At 71.3% G+C, this 21,505-nt stretch carries 22 protein-coding genes and 1 tRNA gene; 10 read left to right on the top strand and 13 right to left on the bottom strand.

The window, feature by feature from the left end; genetic code table 11:
- Positions 1–12 precede the first annotated feature (12 nt).
- From ACLQ29_RS00355 to ACLQ29_RS00345, 3 genes are read right to left on the bottom strand one after another with little or no spacing between them, the layout of a single operon-like run.
- A complete protein-coding gene (locus ACLQ29_RS00355) occupies positions 13–1,092 on the bottom strand; it encodes a glycosyltransferase family 4 protein (RefSeq protein ID WP_425769660.1) in 1,080 nt (359 codons plus the stop codon).
- A complete protein-coding gene (locus ACLQ29_RS00350) occupies positions 1,089–1,940 on the bottom strand; it encodes a glycosyltransferase (RefSeq protein WP_393366986.1) in 852 nt (283 codons plus the stop codon). Before ACLQ29_RS00350 ends, ACLQ29_RS00355 begins: the two co-directional genes overlap by 4 nt.
- 1 nt (position 1,941) lies before the next feature.
- Positions 1,942–3,210 (bottom strand): lipopolysaccharide biosynthesis protein, encoded by a 1,269-nt coding sequence (locus ACLQ29_RS00345; RefSeq protein ID WP_425769659.1) that lies wholly within the window; start codon positions 3,208–3,210, stop codon positions 1,942–1,944.
- A 161-nt stretch (positions 3,211–3,371) separates the two neighbouring features.
- Here ACLQ29_RS00345 and rfbB point away from each other — a divergent pair, with 161 nt between their 5' ends.
- Positions 3,372–4,373 carry a dTDP-glucose 4,6-dehydratase gene (rfbB, locus tag ACLQ29_RS00340; RefSeq protein ID WP_425769658.1) on the top strand — a complete coding sequence of 334 codons (1,002 nt, stop codon included), beginning with the start codon at positions 3,372–3,374 and terminating at the stop codon, positions 4,371–4,373.
- A gap of 77 nt (positions 4,374–4,450) precedes the next feature.
- Here the strand turns inward: rfbB and ACLQ29_RS00335 are convergent, their stop codons facing one another.
- Together ACLQ29_RS00335 and ACLQ29_RS00330 are read right to left on the bottom strand one after the other, a co-directional pair.
- Positions 4,451–5,755: a sugar transferase gene (locus ACLQ29_RS00335; RefSeq protein ID WP_425770144.1), complete on the bottom strand. Its 1,305-nt coding sequence runs from the start codon at positions 5,753–5,755 to the stop codon at positions 4,451–4,453.
- Between the two features lie 344 nt (positions 5,756–6,099).
- Entirely contained in the window at positions 6,100–7,167 is a 1,068-nt protein-coding gene (locus ACLQ29_RS00330) for an LCP family protein (RefSeq protein ID WP_425769657.1), read from the bottom strand.
- A 251-nt stretch (positions 7,168–7,418) separates the two neighbouring features.
- Between ACLQ29_RS00330 and ACLQ29_RS00325 the strand changes: the two genes are divergently transcribed.
- Positions 7,419–8,237, top strand: a complete 819-nt coding sequence (locus ACLQ29_RS00325; protein WP_425769656.1) for an MOSC domain-containing protein — start codon at positions 7,419–7,421, stop codon at positions 8,235–8,237.
- 115 nt (positions 8,238–8,352) lie between these two features.
- A complete protein-coding gene (locus tag ACLQ29_RS00320; protein ID WP_425769655.1) occupies positions 8,353–9,354 on the top strand; it encodes an expansin EXLX1 family cellulose-binding protein in 1,002 nt (333 codons plus the stop codon).
- Here the strand turns inward: ACLQ29_RS00320 and ACLQ29_RS00315 are convergent.
- The 4 genes from ACLQ29_RS00315 to bcp form a co-directional block, all read right to left on the bottom strand.
- Entirely contained in the window at positions 9,344–9,871 is a 528-nt protein-coding gene (locus tag ACLQ29_RS00315; protein WP_425769654.1) for a GNAT family N-acetyltransferase, read from the bottom strand. The genes ACLQ29_RS00320 and ACLQ29_RS00315 overlap by 11 nt on opposite strands.
- A gap of 91 nt (positions 9,872–9,962) precedes the next feature.
- Positions 9,963–10,045: transfer RNA gene (locus ACLQ29_RS00310), tRNA-Leu, on the bottom strand.
- Positions 10,031–10,954 (bottom strand): hypothetical protein, encoded by a 924-nt coding sequence (locus ACLQ29_RS00305; RefSeq protein ID WP_425769653.1) that lies wholly within the window; start codon positions 10,952–10,954, stop codon positions 10,031–10,033. Before ACLQ29_RS00305 ends, ACLQ29_RS00310 begins: the two co-directional genes overlap by 15 nt.
- Before the next feature lie 29 nt (positions 10,955–10,983).
- Positions 10,984–11,460, bottom strand: coding sequence for a thioredoxin-dependent thiol peroxidase (gene bcp / locus ACLQ29_RS00300; protein WP_425769652.1), 477 nt, complete (start codon positions 11,458–11,460; stop codon positions 10,984–10,986).
- 483 nt (positions 11,461–11,943) lie between these two features.
- Between bcp and ACLQ29_RS00295 the strand changes: the two genes are divergently transcribed.
- Genes ACLQ29_RS00295 through ACLQ29_RS00280 form a run of 4 tightly spaced genes read left to right on the top strand, consistent with a single transcriptional unit; the run spans position 11,944 to position 14,644 of the window.
- Positions 11,944–12,660 (top strand): energy-coupling factor ABC transporter permease, encoded by a 717-nt coding sequence (locus ACLQ29_RS00295; RefSeq protein ID WP_425769651.1) that lies wholly within the window; start codon positions 11,944–11,946, stop codon positions 12,658–12,660.
- Positions 12,657–13,091: a PDGLE domain-containing protein gene (locus ACLQ29_RS00290; protein WP_425769650.1), complete on the top strand. Its 435-nt coding sequence runs from the start codon at positions 12,657–12,659 to the stop codon at positions 13,089–13,091. Before ACLQ29_RS00295 ends, ACLQ29_RS00290 begins: the two co-directional genes overlap by 4 nt.
- Before the next feature lie 15 nt (positions 13,092–13,106).
- Positions 13,107–13,877, top strand: a complete 771-nt coding sequence (gene cbiQ, locus ACLQ29_RS00285) for a cobalt ECF transporter T component CbiQ (protein ID WP_425769649.1) — start codon at positions 13,107–13,109, stop codon at positions 13,875–13,877.
- A complete protein-coding gene (locus ACLQ29_RS00280) occupies positions 13,874–14,644 on the top strand; it encodes an energy-coupling factor ABC transporter ATP-binding protein (RefSeq protein ID WP_425769648.1) in 771 nt (256 codons plus the stop codon). The genes cbiQ and ACLQ29_RS00280 overlap by 4 nt, the downstream gene beginning before the upstream one ends.
- Positions 14,645–14,652: 8 nt before the next feature.
- On the opposite strand, the gene ACLQ29_RS00275 is transcribed toward ACLQ29_RS00280, so the two are convergent.
- From ACLQ29_RS00275 to ACLQ29_RS00260, 4 genes are read right to left on the bottom strand one after another with little or no spacing between them, the layout of a single operon-like run.
- Entirely contained in the window at positions 14,653–15,792 is a 1,140-nt protein-coding gene (locus ACLQ29_RS00275) for a hypothetical protein (RefSeq protein WP_425769647.1), read from the bottom strand.
- Entirely contained in the window at positions 15,792–16,508 is a 717-nt protein-coding gene (locus ACLQ29_RS00270) for a DsbA family protein (RefSeq protein WP_425769646.1), read from the bottom strand. The genes ACLQ29_RS00275 and ACLQ29_RS00270 overlap by 1 nt, the downstream gene beginning before the upstream one ends.
- The gene (locus ACLQ29_RS00265) at positions 16,501–17,025 is read right to left on the bottom strand and encodes a MauE/DoxX family redox-associated membrane protein (protein WP_425769645.1); all 525 of its coding nucleotides are present in this window, start codon (positions 17,023–17,025) and stop codon (positions 16,501–16,503) included. Before ACLQ29_RS00265 ends, ACLQ29_RS00270 begins: the two co-directional genes overlap by 8 nt.
- A gap of 32 nt (positions 17,026–17,057) precedes the next feature.
- Positions 17,058–17,648 (bottom strand): sigma-70 family RNA polymerase sigma factor, encoded by a 591-nt coding sequence (locus tag ACLQ29_RS00260; RefSeq protein ID WP_425769644.1) that lies wholly within the window; start codon positions 17,646–17,648, stop codon positions 17,058–17,060.
- A gap of 203 nt (positions 17,649–17,851) precedes the next feature.
- On the opposite strand from ACLQ29_RS00260, the gene ACLQ29_RS00255 reads away from it, so the two are divergent.
- The 3 genes from ACLQ29_RS00255 (at position 17,852) to ACLQ29_RS00245 (ending at position 21,475) form a co-directional block, all read left to right on the top strand.
- On the top strand, positions 17,852–19,516 hold the full coding sequence (locus ACLQ29_RS00255) for a copper resistance CopC/CopD family protein (RefSeq protein ID WP_425769643.1): 1,665 nt from the start codon (positions 17,852–17,854) through the stop codon (positions 19,514–19,516).
- Between the two features lie 17 nt (positions 19,517–19,533).
- On the top strand, positions 19,534–20,274 hold the full coding sequence (locus ACLQ29_RS00250) for a YcnI family protein (RefSeq protein WP_425769642.1): 741 nt from the start codon (positions 19,534–19,536) through the stop codon (positions 20,272–20,274).
- Between the two features lie 151 nt (positions 20,275–20,425).
- Complete coding sequence (locus ACLQ29_RS00245; protein WP_425769641.1) at positions 20,426–21,475, top strand: hypothetical protein; 1,050 nt, start codon at positions 20,426–20,428, stop codon at positions 21,473–21,475.
- The last annotated feature ends 30 nt before the right edge of the window (positions 21,476–21,505 follow it).

The raw sequence follows: 21,505 nt of genomic DNA, 5'->3' as shown, positions 1-21,505 counted from the left end.
GCGGCGCGCTCGTCACAGGAGGGACCTGTACAAGCTCTGCCACCGCTGCACACACCTGTCGAAGGCGTACTCCTGGGCGTACCACTCGGCCACCCGCTGCCCCTCGTCGACGGCACGCCGGTTGACGGCTTCCCGGATGGCACCGGCGAGCGCCGCGGGCGCGAGGTCCGCCTGGAACGCCAGGGTGCCCGTCGCGTGTCGGGTGACCTCGGCCAGACCGCCGGCCCCGGTGTGCACCACGGGTACGCCGAGGGACAACGCCTCCAGCGCGCTGAGCCCGAAGGACTCGACCCGGGACGGCACCACGAGACAGTCGATCTCCTGGAGGAAGTCCGCGGCGGCGACCCGACCGACGAGGTCGAGGTTGGGCCTGGGATCGATCGCCATGGAACCCGCCCCGGCGACCTTGAAGTCCAGGTCCGGGAGGAGGGAGGCGATCTCGGGCAGGAGATCCGCGCCCTTCTCCTTCTCCAGCCGGCCGAGATAGCCGACCACCGGCCGTCGTCCCGGCTCCGGCAGGTGCGCGGGCTTCGGGCTCGGCCAGGTGACGGGCAGCGGGTTCGGGATCACGTGGATGTTCTTGACGCCACCACGGTCACGCAGCTCGGAGGCCTCGAACTCGGAGACCGCCACCGTCGCGTGTGGACGGGCCCGACGCATGGCCAGGTCCAGCGTGATGTTGGACTGGATGAGCGCCTTCTGCTGGAACGACCCGGCGGTGTCCCGGTACTGCCACAGGCTGTTGTGCAGGGTGACGACGAGCGGGATCCGCCGGCGTCCCATGCTCAGCGCCGCCCGGGAGTGCATGGCGGCGGACAGCAGGTGGGCGCAGACCACGTCCGGCTGCACCTCGTCGACCAGGCGGCGGATCTCCCGCGCGTACGCGAGGTCGATCCGGCTGGTCGCGCTGAGCCCGATCCACGGCACCCCGGCCTCGCGCAGCGCGTGGCCCACCTCGTCGTCGGAGGTGGCGGCGATGACGTCCAGGCCCGTTCGGGCGTGCGCCGGGATGATCTCGGTCAGGATGCGCTCGGCGCCACCGAGCTGCCGCCGTCCGGAACCACCTGTGGTGCAGACGAACAACACCTTCACGAGGTACGCAGCCCCTCGACGGCGCCCTTCGCGATGGCGCGGCGAACCGGGTTACCGCCTACCGCGGCGCGCAGCAGCACCCCGCCCACGTACGCCGTCGTGGCGATGCGACCGCGCGTGCCACCCATGGTCCGGCTCGCCCGGATGAACTCCCGGGTCCGGCGCTCGGAGATCTCCTCCTCGGACCAGCGCCGCTTGGCGGTCGCGTCGTCCTCGTGCATGATCACGGCCTCCGGCACGTACGCCAGCCCCAGACCCTGCTGACGGACGGCCCAGCAGAGCCGCATGTCCTCGGAGTAGAAGAACGAGGTCTCGTCGACGCCGCCGATGGCGTCGAAGGTCTCGCGGCGCATGGCGACGAAGGGGCCGGTCAGCCAGTCCGCCTTCTCCGGCGGCGCGACGATCCGCAGGTTCGGCAGCACCATGCTCAGCCCGGTGGCGTGGGCGAGACCCACGCCCAGGCCCAGGAACCGCCCGCCCTCGGTCTGTGACACGCCGGACGGGGTGACCACGCCCGGGAAGGCCGCGCCCACCTTCGGGTCCTCGAGAGCGGTCAGCAGGCGTGCCACGGCGTCCTCGTGCACGATGATGTCGTTGTTGGAGAGGATCACGTTCGCCCGGCTGGTGTGGCGTACGCCGAGGTTCATCCCCCGCGCGTACCCCAGGTTCGAGCCGGACTGGACGTACCGGACACCCTGCTCGGCGCAGAACGCGCTCAACGACTCCTGAATGTGCATCGAGCTGCCGTTGTCGACGACAACGATCTCCGCCTCCGCCGGCAGCGACAGGACGCAGGCGCGCGTGCGCTCAAAGTCCTCCCAGGCGAGGACAACGATCGAGACATCCATGTCAAACCGTCCCATGATTCGGCGACTGTGCTCGTCGCAGGCTTGCTCTGGAGGCGAAGGCGTGTACGGCGTAGGCGAGCGTCGAGGCGATCGCCGCCCCGATCACACCCGCCCACGGGATGATCGCAAAGTATGCGGGGATCGCGAACCCGAGAGTGATCAGTGCGACCACAGTCGTCGCCCGCTCGCCCCGCCTCTTCAACAGCAGGGCGCTCCAGCTCTTGCCGGCCGCGGTGGCCAGTGAACCGGGCAGCAGGACAAGACCGAGGATCCAGGCGTACCGGTACTCCGGCTGGAGGTAGCCCAGCACACCGAGCCCGAGGACAGCGGCCAGGGCGACCGGCAGAGCAGCGGTGACCACCGCTCGGGTGGGGTCGGGGCCGCCGTCGCCGTCCCGGCTGGCCAGGATCCGCTGCGCCCGCACGACGGCACCCGCCTGCGCGAACTCCAGCGCGGCGACCGCCAGCGCGTACACGCCGAGTGGGCCGGCGCCGACGAATCTGGCCACCAGGATCTGGTTGAACCGCAGCGTCATCATCTGGGCGAAGATGCCCAGGTGCAGGTTGCCGACGGCGGCCAGGTCGGCGCGGTAGTCCACCGCTGTCGCCTCCGGCCGTGGCGCCGGCCCGATCCGCCGGAGCATCCCCAGCACCAGGGCGCACACGGACAGCGCGCTGACCCACTGGACGACCAGCCACACCATGCTCCACAGGCCGCCGTCCAGGTAGCCGGCGAAGTACAGCGCCACGTAGCCACCGACCAGGACCGCCCCGCTCGCCGCCCGCATCGCGTAGACGACCAGGAAGCCCTTCTGGCGCAGCGCGATCGACGAGACCGTGTTGAAGATCGTCAGACCGGCCGCGGACCCCATGCCGACCAGGTAGCTGCCGAGCCCGGCCACCGTGGTGAGCACCGCGGCGGCGACGACCGAGAGGAGGACCGAGGCCGCCAACATGCCGAGGACCCAGGGGCGTCCCCGGGAGAAGACCCAGCCGCCCGGACGGGACAACAGGAAGGTGTCGAGGGACAGGCCGCCGACGGCCGCACCGAGCGTCGCGCTCACCATGTTCGCGGACAGCTCACCGCGCTCCGCGGGCGGCAGGGCCACCGACAGGACCGCCGCCAGCCCGGTCAGCCCGAGAGCGCCGATGTAGAGACGTTCGGGTGCGACGAGTTTCCGCAGCAGGGCCAGCAGGCGGCGTCCGGGCGATGGTTTCGTGCCGGGGCTCGGCGACGGCCGAGCAGTATTGACCAGCGACACGCGCTCCACTCGCCCCCCATAGATGCAATACGTGCGGGCACGACAAGTCGTACTTCGCTGGCACTTTCTACCGGACGGCCGTTGCACCTGCAATCGCCCGGTCGGCTCTACCCGATAATGCCGAAACACCTGCCGTCGACGCCAATCCGTCGGCGTAGACTCTCGGACCCGTGAGGATCCTCGTCACCGGCGGAGCCGGATTCATCGGGTCGGAGTACGTTCGCCTGCTGCTGGGCAAGCCCCTCGGCAGTGCCGACGGCGTGCCGCCACTCGAGCCGGCGGTCGTGACCGTGCTCGACAAACTGACCTACTCGGGCAACCTGGCCAACCTCGACCCCGTCCGCGACGACCCGCGACTGCGGTTCGTCCAGGGCGACATCTGCGACCCGACAATCGTCGACGAGGTCGTCGCCGACCACGACGTGATCGTGCACTTCGCCGCCGAATCACACGTCGACCGCTCCATCGCCGGCGCCGCACCGTTCGTCACCACAAACGTGCTCGGCACCCAAACCCTGCTCGACGCCGCCCTGCGCCACCGCACCAACCGCTTCGTGCACGTCTCCACCGACGAGGTCTACGGCTCCATCGACGAAGGCTCCTGGACCGAAACCTGGCCCCTGGCACCGAACTCCCCCTACTCGGCATCCAAGGCCGGCTCCGACCTGCTCGCCCTGTCCTACCACCGCACCCACGGCATGGACGTCGTCGTCACCCGCTGCTCCAACAACTACGGCCCCTACCAGTTCCCCGAGAAACTCATCCCCCTGTTCGTCACCAACCTCCTCGACGGCGGCACCGTCCCCCTCTACGGCGACGGCGGCAACATCCGCGACTGGCTGCACGTGCACGACCACTGCCGCGGCATCGCCCTCGTCCAGCAGAAGGGCCGCGCCGGTGAGGTCTACAACATCGGCGGCGGCACCGAGTTGACGAACAAGGAACTCACCGGCCGGCTCCTCGACGCCTGCGACGCCGACTGGGACCGCGTCATCCCGGTCACCGACCGCAAGGGCCACGACCGCCGCTACTCCCTCGACATCACCAAGATCCACCAGGAACTCGGCTACACCCCCAGCATCACCCTCGACCAGGGCCTCGCCGACACCGTCACCTGGTACCGCGACAACCGCACCTGGTGGGAACCCCTCAAGACCACACCCACCGCCTGAACTGACAACGCCGCGGGTGGTGGCGCCGACGATGCGAACTCCGTCGGCGCCGCCACCCGCGGCGTTTCGGCGTCTGGTCAGCGACCGCCGGCGCGGAAGACCTCCGAGACGGTGCGGAGCACCACCTTGACGTCCAACCACAGCGACCAGTTCTCGATGTAGTAGTTGTCGAACCGGGCCCGGTCGGAGATCGGGGTGTCGCCCCGCAAGCCGCTGACCTGGGCAAGGCCGGTGAGCCCGACGGGGACGCGGTGGCGTGCCGCGTAGTCCGGGTATTCGGCCGAGAACTTCTCCACGAAGTACGGCCGCTCCGGCCGAGGGCCGACCACGCTCATGTCGCCGCGCAGGATGTTCCACAGTTGGGGCAGCTCGTCCAGCGAGGTCCGGCGCATGAACCGGCCGATCGGCCCGACCCGGTTGTCGTGCGCGATGGACCAGTTGGTCTGGGACTCCTGCTCGTTCACGGGACGCATCGACCGGAACTTGATGACCTTGAACGGCTTGCCGTACCGGCCGATCCGCTCCTGGTAGAAGAAGATCCCACGGCCACCATCGATGAACGTGGCGAGGGCGCAGAGCAGCAGGATCGGGCTCAACAGCAGGAGCGCGAACCCGGCGAAGAACATGTCGGACGCCCGCTTGATGGCCCACCGGGGGCCGCTCAGCGTGATGTCACCGATCTTGACGATCGGGAACGCGCCGATGTGGTCGGGGTAACCGCCGTGGGAGCGCGAGCCCCACAGACGCGGCACGGCCCAGAGATCACAGCGCGAGCTGCGGGGCTGCAGCAGGGTCTCCATGAGCGTCGACTCGTCGCAGTCCGGGTCGGCGATGATCAGGACTTCGCACTCCGTCAGCCGGACGAGGTGTTCGAGGTCCGTCATGGTCCCGCTCAGCGCGAGCGCCGCGTTGTTCTTGCGCGACGGAGCGTCGACGCAGCCGACGAACCGCAGGCCGTACTGAGGGTAGCGACGCAGCAACCGGGCGATCTCGAGGCCGATCGGCCCGCCGCCGACGACGAGGGCGTTGTGCTCCGCCCACCGACGCTTGCGGGACAGGACGGTGAAGGACCTGCTTGCCGCACGTCCGAGGATCACCAGCAACGCCGACACCGCGACGTCGCGCATGAACCCGCTGACGTACGTCACGGAGGCGTGGCGTTCGGCAGCGATGATGGCCACCACCGAGGCGGCGGCCAGCAGCCGTCCGCAGAGGCTCGGCAACTCGTCGAGGATGCTCACGTGACGGCGCGGCCGGTAGAGGCCGCCGGCCGCGAACAGGGCCACGGTCAGGACGGCGTTGGCGAGCGTCCCGCGCCAGTAGCTCTGGCTCAGCAGCAGCGGAGCGATAAGCGCGACGGCGTCGACGGGCGCATTCATCATCCACGCCCGCAGCCACCGGGTGCGCGACGAGGTGCGCGACCTCGCGTACGGCAGGACCGCGGTGGTGCCCAGACCTGGCACCTCGACCTTGGCCTGCGCCCGAACCCCAGGCGCCCTCGTCTGGGGCACGGGTGGGGCACCCCCGTAGAGGCGGCCCTCGTCGCCCGGCACGTCAAGATCGTCCCCGCCGACGGGCGGCGTGGACGAATGGCTGGTCGCCGGATGGCCTGACACTAGTGGACCTCCCCGTAAAAGCCCTCGGTCATGCGTCCCGACCAGAAGGGCGACCGAACTCTACGATCGACCGGGTCGTGCCACCATAGCCGCCAAGCCAGTTCCTTCTCCTACTTTGCGGCGGCGAGGATTCCCGGAACGTTGTCGTTGCGGACCGCATCGAAGACCTTAGCGGCCTTTTCCTTGTCGGCCAGCACCACGCTCTCGGTGCCCATCATGCCGGTGCCCTTCACCGGGCAGGTGAGGAACGTCAGGTTGCCGCTGCGCAGGTCACGCATCTCGGAGGCAAGGTCCACAAGGTTCAACTTCTTGTCCACCGCGACCGCGTCCGCCGTCGCCTTGACGAAGGAGTTGAGCTTGGCCGGGTTGGCGAGCGTGCCGCCGGACGCCGCCTTGTCCAGGATCGCCTTGATCACCTGCTGCTGGTGCTTGATCCGGGCGAAGTCACCGTCGGCGAAGGCGTGCCGTTCGCGTGCGTAGTCAAGCGCTGCCGCCCCGTCCATCTTCTGCCGTCCGGCCTTGAACGTCCGGCTGCCGTTGAGCGCGTACAACGTGGTGAAGCCCTTCTCCACGTCCACGTTGATGCCGCCGAGCGCGTCCACGATCTCCTTGAAGCCGCTGAAGTCGACGATCGTCACGTGGTCGATCCGTACACCCGTGAACTTCTCCACCGTCTGCACGAGCAGCGGCACGCCACCCCACGCGAACGACGCGTTGATCTTCGCGTCCTTGCCACCCCGGCCGCTCGGGGACTTCGGCACGCTGACCCAGGTGTCCCGGGGGATCGAGATGAGCTGGGCGCTGGACCGGTCCTTCGGAAGGTGGGCCACGATGATCGTGTCGGTGCGGGAGCCGGACTCGTTGTCCGGATCGCGCGAGTCGCTGCCGAGAATCATGATGTTCATGGCGCCCTTGGCGTTCTCACCCACCTGCGGGCGATCGGCCTCCGGCACATCGTCGAAGGCGTTGACGCGCTCGATGCCGGAGTTGATCGAACGGAAGTACAAACCGCCCGCGATCATCCCGCCACCGCCGAGCAACGCCAGGACCACGAAAGTGATCAAAGCGACCTTTTGCCACCGGGGCCGCCTCGAACGCGCCTTCTTCGTGGGCTCCGATGGTTGCTGCGCCGCGATGAACTGGGTCTCGGGCTCCGCGTACTCTTGGCGATACTGCATGCCGCGATGCTACTGATTCCCGGTTACGGGGATGTACCCCCGTCCGGATCGTAGGGTTCCGCATCCCGACCGAAACTTTTCCGACGATCGTTGCGGTGAACCTGCTATGAAGCAGCGGTGGACGCCACGCAACTGCGCCGAGCCATCGCCCGCACGCCATTCACCCCGGTCGCCGCCGTGCCGAAGCGGCCGGGAGAGCCCCGCCGACCACTGGTACCCCGGCGACGGGATCGACGTGGCATGGTAGCCAGGTGCGGCTGAGGTCGATCCACACGTACCCCGTCAAGGGCTGTCACCGGCTCGACCACGACGGCGCCTTCGTGCAGCCGTGGGGCCTGGCCGGCGACCGGCGCTGGATGGTCGTGGACGCCGACGGCGTCGGCGTCACCCAGCGCGAGGTCACCCGGCTGGTCGGCCTGCACGCCACCGTGCGCCCCGGGGTCCTGTCGCTGCGCGCCGACGGGCAGCCCGACCTCGACGTGCCGGAGCCGCCCGACGGCGCACCGGTCCCGGTGCGGACCTTCCGACACCGCACGATCCCCGTCCCGGCCCTGCCGGCCGGTCGAACGGCCGACGACTGGCTCGGCGCGCTGCTCGGCCGACCGGTCCGGCTGGTCTGGCTGGGTCGGCCGACCCGCCACCTGGCCGCCGGGGACCGCGAACACGACACCGGTGACCAGGTCAGCTTCGCCGACGCCTACCCGCTGCTGCTGACGAACACCGCCTCCCTCGACGCCCTCGACGCCTGGCTGGCCGAGGCGGGTGAGGAACCGGTGCCGATGACCCGGTTCCGGCCCAACCTGGTGGTCGATGGCGCGTCGGCCTGGGCCGAGGACGACTGGGTCGGCCGCTCGCTGCGCATCGGTGACCTGCTGTTCCGCGCCGCCGGGCCGTGCGGCCGCTGCGTGGTGACCACCACCGACCAGGAAACCGGGGTACGCACGACGGAACCGCTGCGCACCCTCGGACGACACCGCAACGTCCGGCAGAAGCTCCTCTTCGGACTGCACCTGGTGCCGCTCGACACCGGCCACCTGGCGGTGGGCGCCCCGCTCGTCATCGCACCCTGACCAAGCTCGACCGCGACCGGCACGTGGAGCGCGCCGATCACCGTCCGTCACTGCTGTCTTAGCTTTGGCTTAGCCGGCTTGTCCGCCCGCGTCCCGTTCCGGCAGCATCGCCGTCGTGACGGACGTAAGCGTTGTCGACATCGACCTGGACCATGCTCCCGAGCAGCCGCAGGCGTCGTCGTCCCGCTCGACGCCCTGGCTGGTCGCGGCCGGCGTCACAGTCGTCGCGGCCGCCCTGGGATTGTCCCTGACCCTGCGGTCCGGCGCCGCCCCGGCCTGCGCCGCCGGCCGGACCCTCGCCGCCGCGCCGCCCACCGGCACCGCCACGCACAGCGGCAAGGCCACCTTCTACGACTCGAACGGCGCCGGCGGCAACTGCTCGAATCCCGCCGCCCCGGCCAACAAGCTCTACGTCGCGCTTGGCCCGACCGAATACTCGGCGGGTGCCGCCTGCGGTGGCTTCCTCGACGTGACCGGCCCGAAGGGCACCGTCCGAGTGCTGATCATGGACCAGTGCCCGGAGTGCGCCCCCGGGCATCTCGACCTGTCCCGCGAGGCGTTCGCCCGGATCGCCGAACCGGTCCAGGGCCTCGTCCCGGTCACCTACCGTGCGGTGGTCAACCCGCCGCTGCCCGGTCCGCTCACCTTCCGGATCAAGGAGGGGGCGTCGCAGTTCTGGTTCGCCGTCCGGGTCGGCAACCACGGCAACCCGCTACGGTCCGTCGAGGTCCGGCAGGGCGAAAGCGGCCCGTGGCGCTCGGCCGCCCGGCAGGACTACAACTACTGGCTGATCGCCTCCGGCGCGGGCGCCGGCCCGTTCACCCTCCGCATCAGCGACGTGTACGGCAACCGGGCCACCGCCAGCGGCATCCGGATGGCGCCCGGCCAGGTGCAGAACAGCGCGGTCCGGATGTACGGGCGCGGCGCGGTCGCCGCCACGCCGCGACCGTCCGCGTCGGCCCGACCGCCCGCCAACAAACCCGCTGCCGGTACGCCGACACCGGCCCGCCGCCCGGTCGAGGTGGCGAAGGCGAGCGCGCCGGCCACCGGCACGCCGAGCGCCCAGCCGGCCGCGGCCGACGCCCGCTGGTGCGGCGCCCGACCGCTCAGTCAGTAGGCGTCAGGTCCAACCACATCAGGATCTCGTCCCGGTCGTCACCGGGCGCCACCCGCAACGCGCCCGGCAACCGGCCGACCTCCCGGTAGCCGAGGCGGCCGTAGAACGCGTCCAACCCCAACCCGTCGCGGACCGTCACGTGCAGCGCCTCGTGGCCGAGGTGCCTGCCCAACCGGGCGGCCTCGACCATCAGCGCCGAACCGTAACCGGCGCCCTGGGCGTCCGGGTGGACCATCACCCGCTTCAACACGCACCAGTGCGCCTTCAGCGGGAAGCGGTTGTCGGTGAAGACCAGCAGGGCCACCAGCCGATCGCCGGCATAGCCGACAAGCAGGCGGTCCGATCCGTCGGCGATGCCGGCGAAGGTCGGGTCGGCGAGCACGCGCACGTCGGAGGCGGTCACCGGTGGAACGAAGCCGACCGCGCCGCCGGCGTTGCTGGCGTCCGTCCAGAGGGCGACGATCTCGGCGCACAGGCGTGGGGTCAGGTCGGGGTCGAGGACGAAGCGCAGACTCACGCTCGCCATCCTGACCCGCCGACCAGGCCCGCGACCCTCGACAGTGACACGCCCGACAAGCCCGGGCTGGGGCGGGTGCGTGCCCGACCTGTGCGGGAGAGGGGATTCGAACCCCCACATCCTTCCGGATACAGGTTCCTAAGACCTGCGCGGCTGCCGTTACGCCACTCCCGCCAACGCCCTGAGTCTAGAACGTCTGGCTTCGGCGGTGTTGAGCCCGGCCTCCCGGAGAATGGTCGAGACCGTGCCGTGGCTCACCCTGCATCCGCCGTCGGGCAGGTTGCGGAGAATGCCGGACAGTCTCTTCGGCCCGACCTCTGGATGCGCCAGCGCCTGTTCTATGACCGTGTCACGATGGGCCCTCGAACGCCAACTGCGATGGGGCCGTGGTCTCAGGACGCCGTCCTGCTCAAGTCTCCGCCGAACCTTGTAAAGATAGGCCGAGGGCCAGCCCACCTGCCGTGCCGCCTCCAGGGCCGTCATCTGCTGTGCGTCAATTCGACCGAACAGGTCGACGATCTCCTCCGGCGTGGCCGGTCGGCGATCGGAGTCGGCCGTCTCGGGTGAGCGCTGCTCCCCATCGCCCGGCTCCACGTGGATGGCGAGATCAGGAGTTCGGTTTCGCCGGCCAGCATAGGTCGCGGTCTGGCTGTGACAGTTCGGACAGAGAAGGCGAAGGTTCGGCGGCCGATTGTCCAGGAAATCGCCGTTGATGTGATCGACGTGCAGGGTGAGTGAAGCGCCCCGCCACACTGGCCCAATCCCGCACCCCTCGCACTCCTCCGGCACGCCGAGTGTGCGCAGCGCCCATTTCAACCGCACGCCTGGTGTCCGGCGGGACCCTTCTGGCAGCACGACCAGGAGTTGTGCGGATGTGGTGCGCCGTTCACCCCGCCGGCCCATGCTGTGTGCACTGCCGGTGAAATGCGAGGTGTCGATGCCGAACCTCTTCAGCTGACGACTGATGTGCGCGTGCGAGCCGCCGCTGACGCGTACGCCGAGCAGCCGCATCACCTCGGTGATGTTGCGCGCGGCGGCGGCTGCGGCGGCCAGCGCCTCCGGCGTGTATTTGTAGCGAACCATTGACGGACCGTAGCGGCCCGGTGTGACAGTCAGTCCAGGCCGAGGTCGCGGCGGAGTTTGGCGACGTGTCCGGTGGCCTTGACGTTGTAGAGCGCTCGCTCGATCTTGCCGTCGGCGTCGATCACGAACGTCGAGCGGATCACGCCGGTGACGGTCTTGCCGTACAGCTGCTTCTCGCCGTACGCGCCGTAGGCGCTCAGCACCGCCCGGTCCGGGTCGGACACCAGCGGGAAGGTGATCGCGTCGCGCTCGCGGAACTTCGCCAGCTTTGCCGGCTTGTCCGGGGAGATGCCGACGACCTCGTAGCCGGCGGCCTGGAGCGAGGCGAGCGAGTCGCGGAAGTCGCAGGCCTGCTTGGTGCAGCCGGTGGTCATCGCGGCCGGGTAGGCGTACAGGACCACCTTGCGGCCGCGCAGGTCGGCGAGGGAGAGCTGGTCGCCGGTGTCGGTGGCGAGGGTGAACTCGGGCGCGGGGTCACCGGGGGAGAGGCGGTCGGGCGTGGTCATGGCCCGACGATACCGCCGGCCGGGCGGGTGCCGTCGGCGGCGAGGCAGGGCAGCTCGGTGCGGAGCTGGGGATCTGGTGAAGCCACGACCCGCCTGCCGATCGCACGGGCCACCCGCGAGCCCGTCGGCGTCGCCGGCTGGTGATCGACTCGTCGTCCAGGAAATCGGGGCGTCCCGGGGTCGCGGACACCCCGACATCAGGGAAGGCGAGTTGATCACGTCGTGGACGCGCCGGGTTTCAGGAAGGCGAGTTGATCACGTCGTGGACGCGCCGGGTTTCAGGAAGGCGAGTTGATCACGTCGTGGGCGCGCCGGGTCTCTGGATGGCGGGTCGATCACCCGGGTGACCGAGCGCCGCCGCGTTTGGCCGGCCGAAAGGTGATCATCACCTCGCGTTGTTGCCAGGCTCTGGCAACAACGACTCATGGGAAATAGGCTGACGCTCGCTGGCCGGGTCGGGCCCGCTGACGTGTGGGAGGTCGCGTGGAAACAGTTGCGATGCACATCTCGAACGGGATCATCGACGGTCCCGTGGCGGCGATCTTCGCTGCGCTCGCTCTTGCCGCGCTAACCGTCTGTGTCCTGCGCGGCCGGCGCGACCTGGATGACCGGCTGGCCCCGATGGCGGGCCTGGTGGCCGCGTTCATCTTCGCCGTCCAGATGCTCAACTTCCCGATCTTCACGGCCGGCGTGAGTGGTCACCTGCTCGGCGGCGCGCTCGCCGCCATGCTCGTCGGCCCGTGGGTCGGCGCCCTCTGCGTGTCCGTGGTCCTGGTGGTGCAGGCACTGATCTTCGGTGACGGCGGCGTGGCGATGCTCGGCCTCAACATCACGAACATGGCGCTGATCGGCACCGCCGCGGCGTACGTGCTGATCGCCGTGCTGCTGCGGGTGCTGCCCCGTACGCGGGCAGGTCTGGCCGTGACCGCGTTCGTCGCCGCGACGCTCAGCGTGGTGGTCGCGTCGCAGGGCTTCGTCCTGCAGTACTGGCTTGGCGGCACCACCGACCTGGGGAGCAACCTGACCGGTCTGGCTGGCACGATGGCCGGCGTCCACCTGCTGATCGGCATCGGCGAGGGCCTGATCACCGCGACCACCGTGCTCACCGTCGCGAAGGTGCGACCCGACCTGGTGTACGCGCTGCGCTCGCTGCGCACCCCCGCCGCCCCCGCTGTCCCGGTCGCTGGAGGTGTCCGATGAAGAATCGCTCGTGGGTGTTCCTGGCCGGTGGCCTGCTTGTCGCACTCCTGCTCGCCGGGGTGGTGAGCAACTACGCCTCGTCCCACCCGGACGGGCTGGATTCGTCCCTGCTCAAGGGCTGCACGGTCGACGCCGACGACAACATCGTCGGCGGTAGTTGCCCGGCTCAGCAGGCCCGCGACCACGAGTTCGCCGACAGCCCGCTTGCCGACTACGGCGTGCGCGGCGTGTCCAACAGCTTCGTCTCCACGGGCCTCTCCGGGGTGCTCGGGGTGCTTGTCACATTCGCGATCGGCGCCGGTGGGTTCTGGCTGCTGCGCCGCCGAGGCGCCACGCCGTCCGACGGCACGACGCCGTCCGACGGAGGCACGACGACACCCGCCGAGGGCGACGCCGGCGACGTCCGGCGCCGCGCCGACGCGACGAGCTGAGCAGGGGTACGCGCGATGGGTGCCGGTCACGGGCATGTGCTGTACCGCGAGTCGGACTCGCCGGTGCACCGGCTCCCGCCCGAAGTCAAGATCGTGGCGATGGTGGTTTTCACCATCGCCGTGGTGGCCACCCCACGTACGGCGTTCTGGGCCTTCGGCGCGTACGCCGTGCTGGTGGCGGTCGTGGCGGCGCTGGCCCGGGTGGGGCCGCGGTGGCTGCTCAGCCGAGCGCTGATCGAGCTGCCGTTCGTGCTGTTCGCCGTGGCGCTGCCGTTCCTCGGCAGCGGCGACCGGGTCGAGGTGCTGGGCCTGCGGTTGTCCGAGGACGGCCTGCACGGCGCGTGGAACATCCTGGCCAAGGGCACCCTGGGCGTGCTCGCGTCGCTGCTGCTCGCCGCGACCACCACCACCCGGGACCTGATCGTGGGGTTGGACCGGTTGCGCTGCCCGCAGGTGCTCACCCAGATCGCCACGTTCATGCTGCGCTACCTCGACGTGCTTGTCGGTGAGGCGCGGCGGATGCGGGTGGCTCGGATCTCCCGGGGCGACGATCCGCGCTTCCTGTGGCAGTTGCGCGGCTTCGCCGCCGGGATCGGGGCGTTGTTCCTGCGCGCGTTCGAACGCGGTGAGCGGGTCTACCTGGCGATGCTGTCGCGTGGTTACACCGGGCGGATGCCCGCCGTGTGGCAGGGCGACGGCGCTGCCAGCGCCGGTCAGTGGTTTGTCGCGTCGACAGTGCCGGTGTTGGCCGCCTCCATCGCCGCCACCGCCGTCGTGCTGTCATGATCGGTGTCGTGCAGACCGCTCTCTCGCTGGACGTTCGTGGCGTTCGGTACGCGTACCCGGATGGGCACGTCGCCCTGCACGGGGTGGACCTGAGCGTGCCGCGCGGCGAGCGGGTGGCGCTGCTCGGGCCCAACGGCGCCGGCAAGACCACGCTCGTGCTGCACCTCAACGGGATCCTCGCCCCGATCGAGGGCAGCGTGAGCGTCGGCGGCCTGACGGTCACGCCGGACCGGGCCACCCTGGCCGAGGTGCGTCGCCGGGTGGGCATCGTCTTCCAGGACCCGGACGACCAGTTGTTCCTGCCCACGGTGGCGGAGGACGTGGCGTTCGGGCCGGCGAACCTGGGGCTGCGCGGGGCGGAGCTGGCCGCCCGGGTGGACGAGGCGCTCGACGCGGTGGGGATGGCTGCGCACCGCGACCGGGCCCCGCAGCACCTCTCCTTCGGCCAGCGCCGCCGGGTGGCGGTGGCCACCGTGCTCGCCATGCACCCGGAGATCCTGGTGCTCGACGAGCCGTCGTCGAACCTGGACCCTGCCGCCCGTCGTGAGCTGGCCGAGATCCTGCGCGGCCTGCCGGTGACGCTGCTGATGGTCACGCACGACCTGCCGTACGCGGCGGAGCTGTGCGAACGATCGGTGATCCTGGACGGCGGCCGAATCGTCGCCGACGCCCCCACCCCGGCCCTGCTGAACAACGCGCCCCTGCTGGCTCAACACCGCCTAGAACTCCCCCAAGGCTTCACCCCACCCCCACCCCACCCCCGTTGATCATGAGGTTATCGCCCTTCTCTCGGCGTGTCGGGGGCAATAACCTCATGATCAACGGGGGTGGGTGGGGCGGGGGCCGGTGGGGTGGGTTGGGGGGTGCGGGAGGTTGCGTGTAGGCGGAGGACTCCTGCTGCTGTTGCTCCGGTGCCCGTGATCAGCACCAGCGCGACCATCACCCGGGCGACCTCGGCCGGCCAGGGGACTGGGGCGATGGATCGGGCGAACACGGCGGCGTTCGCCGCACCGGCGAACAGTGCCACGCAGGCCCCGGCCAGCGTCACCGCGAAGTCGGCGGCCGGTCGGCGGGCCAGCGCGTACCACCCGGCGGCGATCGCGCCGAGGCCGGTGAGCAGCGACCAGATCTGCCCGGACAGCAGCCCGAGAAGCACCCCGCCCACACCCTGGGCGCCCGCGTCCAGCTCCCGTCCCACCGGGTAGCCGACGGCCGCCACGCCGCCGGCGATCAGCAGCGCCCCGAGCACGGACAGCGCGCGACCGCCGGCCGGGGCCGCGGCGGCGACCAGGCCGAGCGCGCCCACCGCGAGCAGCCCGACGATCGTCACCGCCCACCAGGTGTAGGCGTCCGGCGGCGGCACCCAGTCCAGCGTCCCGCCGATCGCCACCGGGTCGGCGCCGTCTCGCAGGGGGATCGTCCAGTCCCGGACCCGGTGCTCCCGGTCCGGTGCGGCGCGGACCGCCGCCGGTGGTGCCGACTCCTGCCACAGCGCGCGCTGGTCGTGCCAGCGCACGGTGGTCCCGTCGGCGATCCGCCGCCAGGTCGGCGGGGCGGCCGGGTCGGCCTCGGCCGGGAGCGCGGTGTCCCCGGCGATGGTGCGGTTGAGGTAGGTGGCGGGGGAGCGGCTGTTCTCGAAGACCCCGTCCGGGGTGACCCGCAGGTACGGTTCGCCGGAGTAGCCGATGACCTCGACGGCCCGACCGGTGTCGTTCGTCAGCTCCAGTCGGGCGCCCGCCTCGACGACGCGTACCTCCAGTCCTGGCCGCTGCGGCGTGACCCCGGTGGTCCGGGTGCGGTAGTCGGTGCCGTCGGGGGCGTCCGCGCCGTGCGCGGCGGCGGGCGCCGCGGTGAGCAGGGTCGCCACGCCGGCGGCGGCGACGACCAGGCCGGCGCGAGCCAGCAGGGTACGCATCACTTGCCGGCCGCCGCCACGGCCGCGGTGAGGCTTTCCGGGGTCGGGCTGGTGAGCGGCTGACCGTTGACCATGACCGTCGGGGTGCCGGTGACCTTGCTCCGGCCGGCCTCGTCGGTGACGTGTTCGGTCCAGGTCTTGTACGTGCCGTCCTTGACGCAGCCCCCGAACGAGCCCCGGTCGAGGCCCACGCCGGTGCCGATGTCGATCAGCTGGTCGTCGGGGAGCCCGGCGCTGCCCTCCGGCGGCTGCCTGTCGAAGAGCGCCTTGGCGTACTCCCGGAACTTGCCTCCCGCCGCGGCGCAGCCGGAGGCGGCCGAGGACCGGGAGGAGTATTCGGTGGTGGAGAAGCGGTTGAGGAACGCCACCGGGTGGTAGACCACGGTCGCCTTGTTGTCGGCCACCAACTGCTCGAGCGTCGTCCCGGTGGCCTGCTCGAACTGCTTGCAGACCGGGCAGAGGAAGTCCTCGTAGACGTCGACGGTGACGGGGCCGCCACCGGTGACGATGCCGGTGCCGGCCGCGTTCGCGCCGGGCGGGGTGGTGAAGGTGTCGGAGCGCTGGTTGGACCAGACGACCCAGCCGACGACACCGGCGATGACCAGGACGACGACCGCCGTGGCGGAGACCCAGATCGTGCGGCGGCGCCGTCGTTCGCGGGCGAGCTGCTCGCGGACCACCCGGGCGGAGTCCCGCTTTCCCTTGCGACTACTCATCCTCGTCCTCCACAGCGGGTTCGCCGGACAACCATCCGTCCACCGATACCGGCGTACGTGGCCAGATCAGCAGAAATCCGGCCAGTACCAAGAATCCCAGGTCCCGAAGGATCTCCGGGAGGTAACTGGGTGCCTGCCCCTCGCCCAACTGCCCGCCGCTGCCGAAGCAGCCGCAGTCGATGGCCAGCCCTCGTGCCCAGGCCGAGGCGATCCCGACGATGAAGACCACCAGCAGCGCGGCCGACACCCCGGCGACGAGCCGGGTGGCCAGCCCGAGCAGCAACAGCACGCCCAACGCCAGCTCGACGAAGGGCAGGGCCGCGCCGATCACCGTCGCCACGTCGTACGGCAGCACCTGGTACGCGTTGACGGCACGCCCGGAGGCGGCGAGGTCACCGACCTTCGACGCGCCGGCGACGAGCCAGACGGCGGCGAGGCCGAGCCGTGCCGCCGTGCCGAGCCAGGGCCGGACGACCGGCCAACGGCCGACCGGAGGGGAAGGTGCGGTCACGCTCATTTGTCGTCCCGTCTGCGCCGGAAGTTCCCCGGTCAGCCGGTCAGGGCGTCGCCGACCGCCTCGACCAGCTCGTCGCGGGCCCGGGCGACCCGGGAGCGGATGGTGCCCACCGGCACCCCGACGACGTCGGCCGCCTCGACGTAGGACAGGCCGAGCAACTGGGTGAGCACGAACGCGGCACGACGCTCGGCGCTGAGCCGGCGGACCAGGTCCGCCGCGCCGAACTGGCCGGCCGGGTCCGGGTGCGGGCGGTCGGTGTACGCGTTCGCGGCCAGCCGCTCGTCGAGCCGCCGGCGGCGGATCACCGTGCGCAGGTGGTCGGCGCAGGCCCGCCGGGCGATGCCGAGCAGCCAGGTGCGGACGCTGGAACGGCCCTCGAACGCGGGCAGCGCCCGAAACGCCCGCAGGTAGGTCTCCTGGGTCAGGTCGTCGGCGCTGTCCGGGTCGACGAGCGCGGCGGCGAACCGCCAGACCTCGCTCTGGGTCAGCCGGACGAACGCCGCCTGGGCGCTCGGGTCACCGTCGCGGGCGATCAGCGCCCACTCGGTCGCCGGGTCCCGGGCGACGTCACCGGCCGGCTCTGCCGGACCGGCGGCACCTGTGTCACGCGGGACGGGGATCACGACAAATCAGGTTACGCGGTACCCGACGCAGCGTCACGGTCCTTTGGCGCCTGGATGGTCTGCACCACGTCGGGAACTTTCTCGGCACCCGGACCGACTACCTGCTCATGACACGCGATCCCCTCCCGCGCGGCGCTGGCGGCTGAGCAGCGTTGAGCCCTTTGCCCGACTCGGGTCGCCGAGATCCACACGTGTCGGCGACCATGGCTGGCATGACTGTCGCCCCCCGCCGCTGGATCACCCGGCTGGCTGCCGCCGCAGGCCTGCTGGTCGCCGTCGTCGCCCTGTTGATCGCGCCAGCCACCCCGGCCAGCGCCCACGCGGTGCTGGAAAGCACCAGCCCGGCCACCTCCTCCGTCGTGCCGAGCGCGCCGTCGGAGGTGGTCCTGCGGTTCAGTGAGTCGGTCCGCAAGGTGCCCGGCAAGATCAGGGTCATCGCGCCGGACGGCTCCCGCGCCGACCGGGGTGAGCCGTCCTTCGACGGCGGCGCGGTGCGCATCCCGGTGGACCCGGCCGGCGGGCGCGGCACCTACCTGGTCAGCTTCCGGGTGATCTCCGCCGACAGCCACCCGGTGTCCGGGGCGTTCACCTACTCGGTCGGCGCGCCCTCGACGCCGCCCGTCGACTCCGGCACGGACAGCCGCGCCAACCCGGTGGTGGGTACGGCCGTGAAGGTGGCGCGTTTCCTCGGCTACCTCGGTCTGGTCCTGCTGGTCGGGCCCGCGCTTGTGCTCGCCGCGCTGTGGCCGCGACGGCTCTCCCGGCGGGGGCCGGCGCGGCTGGCCTGGACGGGCCTCGGCCTGGTGACCGTCGCCACCCTCGCCGACCTGTGGTTGCAGGTGCCCTACACGGCCGGCGGTGGTCTCTTCGAGGTGACAGGTGAGGGGTTCGGCAGTGTGTTCGGCAGCACCTTCGGCGCCGCCCACCTGGTCCGACTCGGCCTGCTGGCGGCCTCCGTCTTCCTGCTCCGGCCGCTGCTGACCCGGCCGGCCGGCCGCACCGACGCGACCATCCTGGCCGTGCTCGGCGGCGCCGCCCTGCTGACCTGGCCACTGGCCGGGCACCCGGCGGCCTCCCCGGCGCCGGCGGTCTCCGTGGTGGTCGACGCGGTCCACCTGGGCAGCATGGCGGTCTGGCTGGGTGGTCTGCTGATGCTCGCCACGTTCCTGCTGCGCCAGGCCGACGAGCGGGAGCTGGGCGCGATCCTGCCCATCTGGTCGCGCTGGGCGGCGCTCGCCGTCTCGGCGCTGCTGCTGGCCGGCACCGTCCAGGCGCTGATCGAGGTGGCCACACCGCAGGCGCTGATCGAGACCACGTACGGACGGCTGCTGCTGGCCAAGATCGGGCTGTTCGCGGTGGTGATCGGCGTGGCCGCGTACTCCCGGCAGTTGGTGCGTCGACGCGTCGCGGCGCAGCGCCCGGCGCCGGTCCGCCGGGCGGTCTGGGTGGAGTTGGCCGTCACCGTGGTGGTGCTGGGCCTGTCCGCCACGCTCGTGCAGACCACGCCCGCCCGCACCGCGGTGGCCGGGCCGTCCAGCACCGAGGCCAGCTCCTTCAGCACCAAGCTGTCCAGTTCGCTCTACGAGATGGAGATCGAGGTGAGCCCGGCCCAGCGGGGCAACAACTCGGTGCACCTGTACGCCTACGACAAGAACAACCAGCCGCTGCCGGTGGTGGAGTGGAAGGCGACCGCGGCGCTGCCCTCGGCCGGGATCGAACCGATCGACGTCCCGCTGCTGCCGTTGACGGACAACCACGCCTACGGCGACATCAGTCTGCCGGCCGCCGGCGACTGGCAAATCAAGATCACCGCCCGAACGACAGACATCGACCAGGCCACGGTGACCGCCACCGTGCCGATCCGTTAGAGAGGCTCGCGAAACCCATGACCCGATTCCGGCGTACCGCAACCGCCGCTGCCGCCCTGGCGTTCACCGCCGCCGCCACCGCTGTGCTCGGCTTCGCCGGACCGGCGTCCGCGCATGTCACGGTCAACCCGAAGGAGGCGGCCCAGGGCGGGTACGCCCGGGTGGCGTTCCGGGTGCCCAACGAGAGCGACACCGCCTCGACCAACAAGATCGAGGTGACGCTGCCGGAGAACGCCCCGGTCGGCTCGGTGTCGACGATGCCGGTGCCCGGCTGGACGGTCGCGACGGAGAAGCGCAAGGTGGACCCGCCGATCGAGGTGCACGGCAGCCAGCTCACCGAGGCGATTTCCAAGATCACTTGGACGGCCACCGGCGACGCGGCCGTGAAGCCCGGCCAGTTCCAGGAGTTCCCCGTCTCGATGGGGCCGCTGCCGAAGGTCGACTCGATGGTCTTCAAGGTCCTGCAGACCTACTCGGACGGCGAGATCTCGCGCTGGATCGACCCGCCGGCGCAGGGTGGCGAGGAGCCGGAGCACCCGGCGCCGGTTCTCACCCTGGCCGCCGCCGCCGCGGCGCCGGCAGGCTCGGCCCCGGCCAGTGCCGCCGCCATTTCGTCGTCGGACGACGACGATGACGACGACGGCAACGGGCTCGCGGTCGGCCTCGGTGTGGCCGGTCTCGTCGCCGGGCTGGCTGGTCTGGTGCTGGGCGGGCTGGCGTTCTCCCGGACCCGTCGGGAGCCGGTCGCCAGGTCCTGACCCCCGTCCCACCCGCTGGCCCGCCGTCACGTTCCGGCGGGCCAGCGCGCTTTCCGCCGTCCGACCCGGCGGTGCCGTGGATATCCCCTGATCACCGCGCCTACGTCGGTAAGGTCGGCCGAGTATCTGGCTACGGAGGGAGACGGTGCGAATGCGTGTCGTGCGGGCGATCGTCGGTGTGCTGCTGGTGGCCATGGGGATTCCGGCGCTGTTCGCCGGTGGCGCGTTGTGGTTTGTGACACGACACGCCGACCCCGACGGGGCCTTCGCCGCCCGCCTCGAGACGGTCCGCACGCCCGGTCACGCGGTCGTGGTCACCGACCTCGACCGCCTGCTGCGCCAGGAGGCGCCGTTCGCGCGTACCGGGCAGACCCGGCTGCGACTGGACGCCCGCACCTCGGACGGCCCGGCCTTCGTGGGGCTCGCGCCCACCGCCGAGGTGCGGAGCTGGCTGGCGTCGGTGCCGCACGCCGTGGTCCGTCGGGTGGCGCTGGCCCGGGGCCCGCTGCCGGTTCGGCTGGACCCGGCCAATCCCGCCGCTGGCGACCCGGTCGATCCGACCGCCGTCGCGCCGGTCGGCCCGCCGACTCGGCCGTCCTGGGTACGCCAGGGTGTCGGCTCGCTGGAGTGGAGCGCGGACGACCTGGCCGGTGAGCCCATGAGTCTGGTGCTGATGCGCCCCGACGGCGTCGCCGACCTGACGCTGGACCTGCGCGCCGAGGTGCGGGCGGGCTGGACCGGGCCCGCCACCTGGAGTCTGCTGGCCGCTGGCGTCCTGCTGGTGGCGTGCGCCCTGCTGCTCCTGCTGCGACCGTTGCGCCCGCGTGAGGTCATCTTCGTGGTGGAGCCGGATCAGGTCCCGGTGCTCGCCGGCCGGCTCGGGGTCACCTCGCTGAGTGGCCTGGGCGCTCGGGACCCCGCACCGGCCTCGCCGTTTCCGGCCGTGCGGCAGCTCACCATGGTCGGTTCGGGTGCGGGGATCGGCGCCGATCCGGCCCGGTCCGCGACCCGCGCCGACTCGGAGAGGCCGGTCCGGGTGCCCCGACCACCGGAGGTGACGCTGAGTCTCGCCTGGCCGCCGGCCGGCGCGAAGGCCGCGGCGCGGCCGGTGGCGGTCGACGAAACGGCGGGTGGCCCTCCGCGCTGCCGACGCGGAGGGCCACCCTCACCGGGGGATCGGTGCTACCCGAGCGACGCTTGAGGTAGATGAGTCCAGATTAGCGCCGGTGGC

This window comes from Micromonospora sp. DT228, from assembly GCF_049841595.1.
In the GTDB taxonomy this organism is placed as follows: Bacteria; Actinomycetota; Actinomycetes; order Mycobacteriales; family Micromonosporaceae; genus Micromonospora.
Note: the sequence above shows the minus strand (reverse complement) of the source record. Positions and strands in the feature narration are given on the sequence as shown.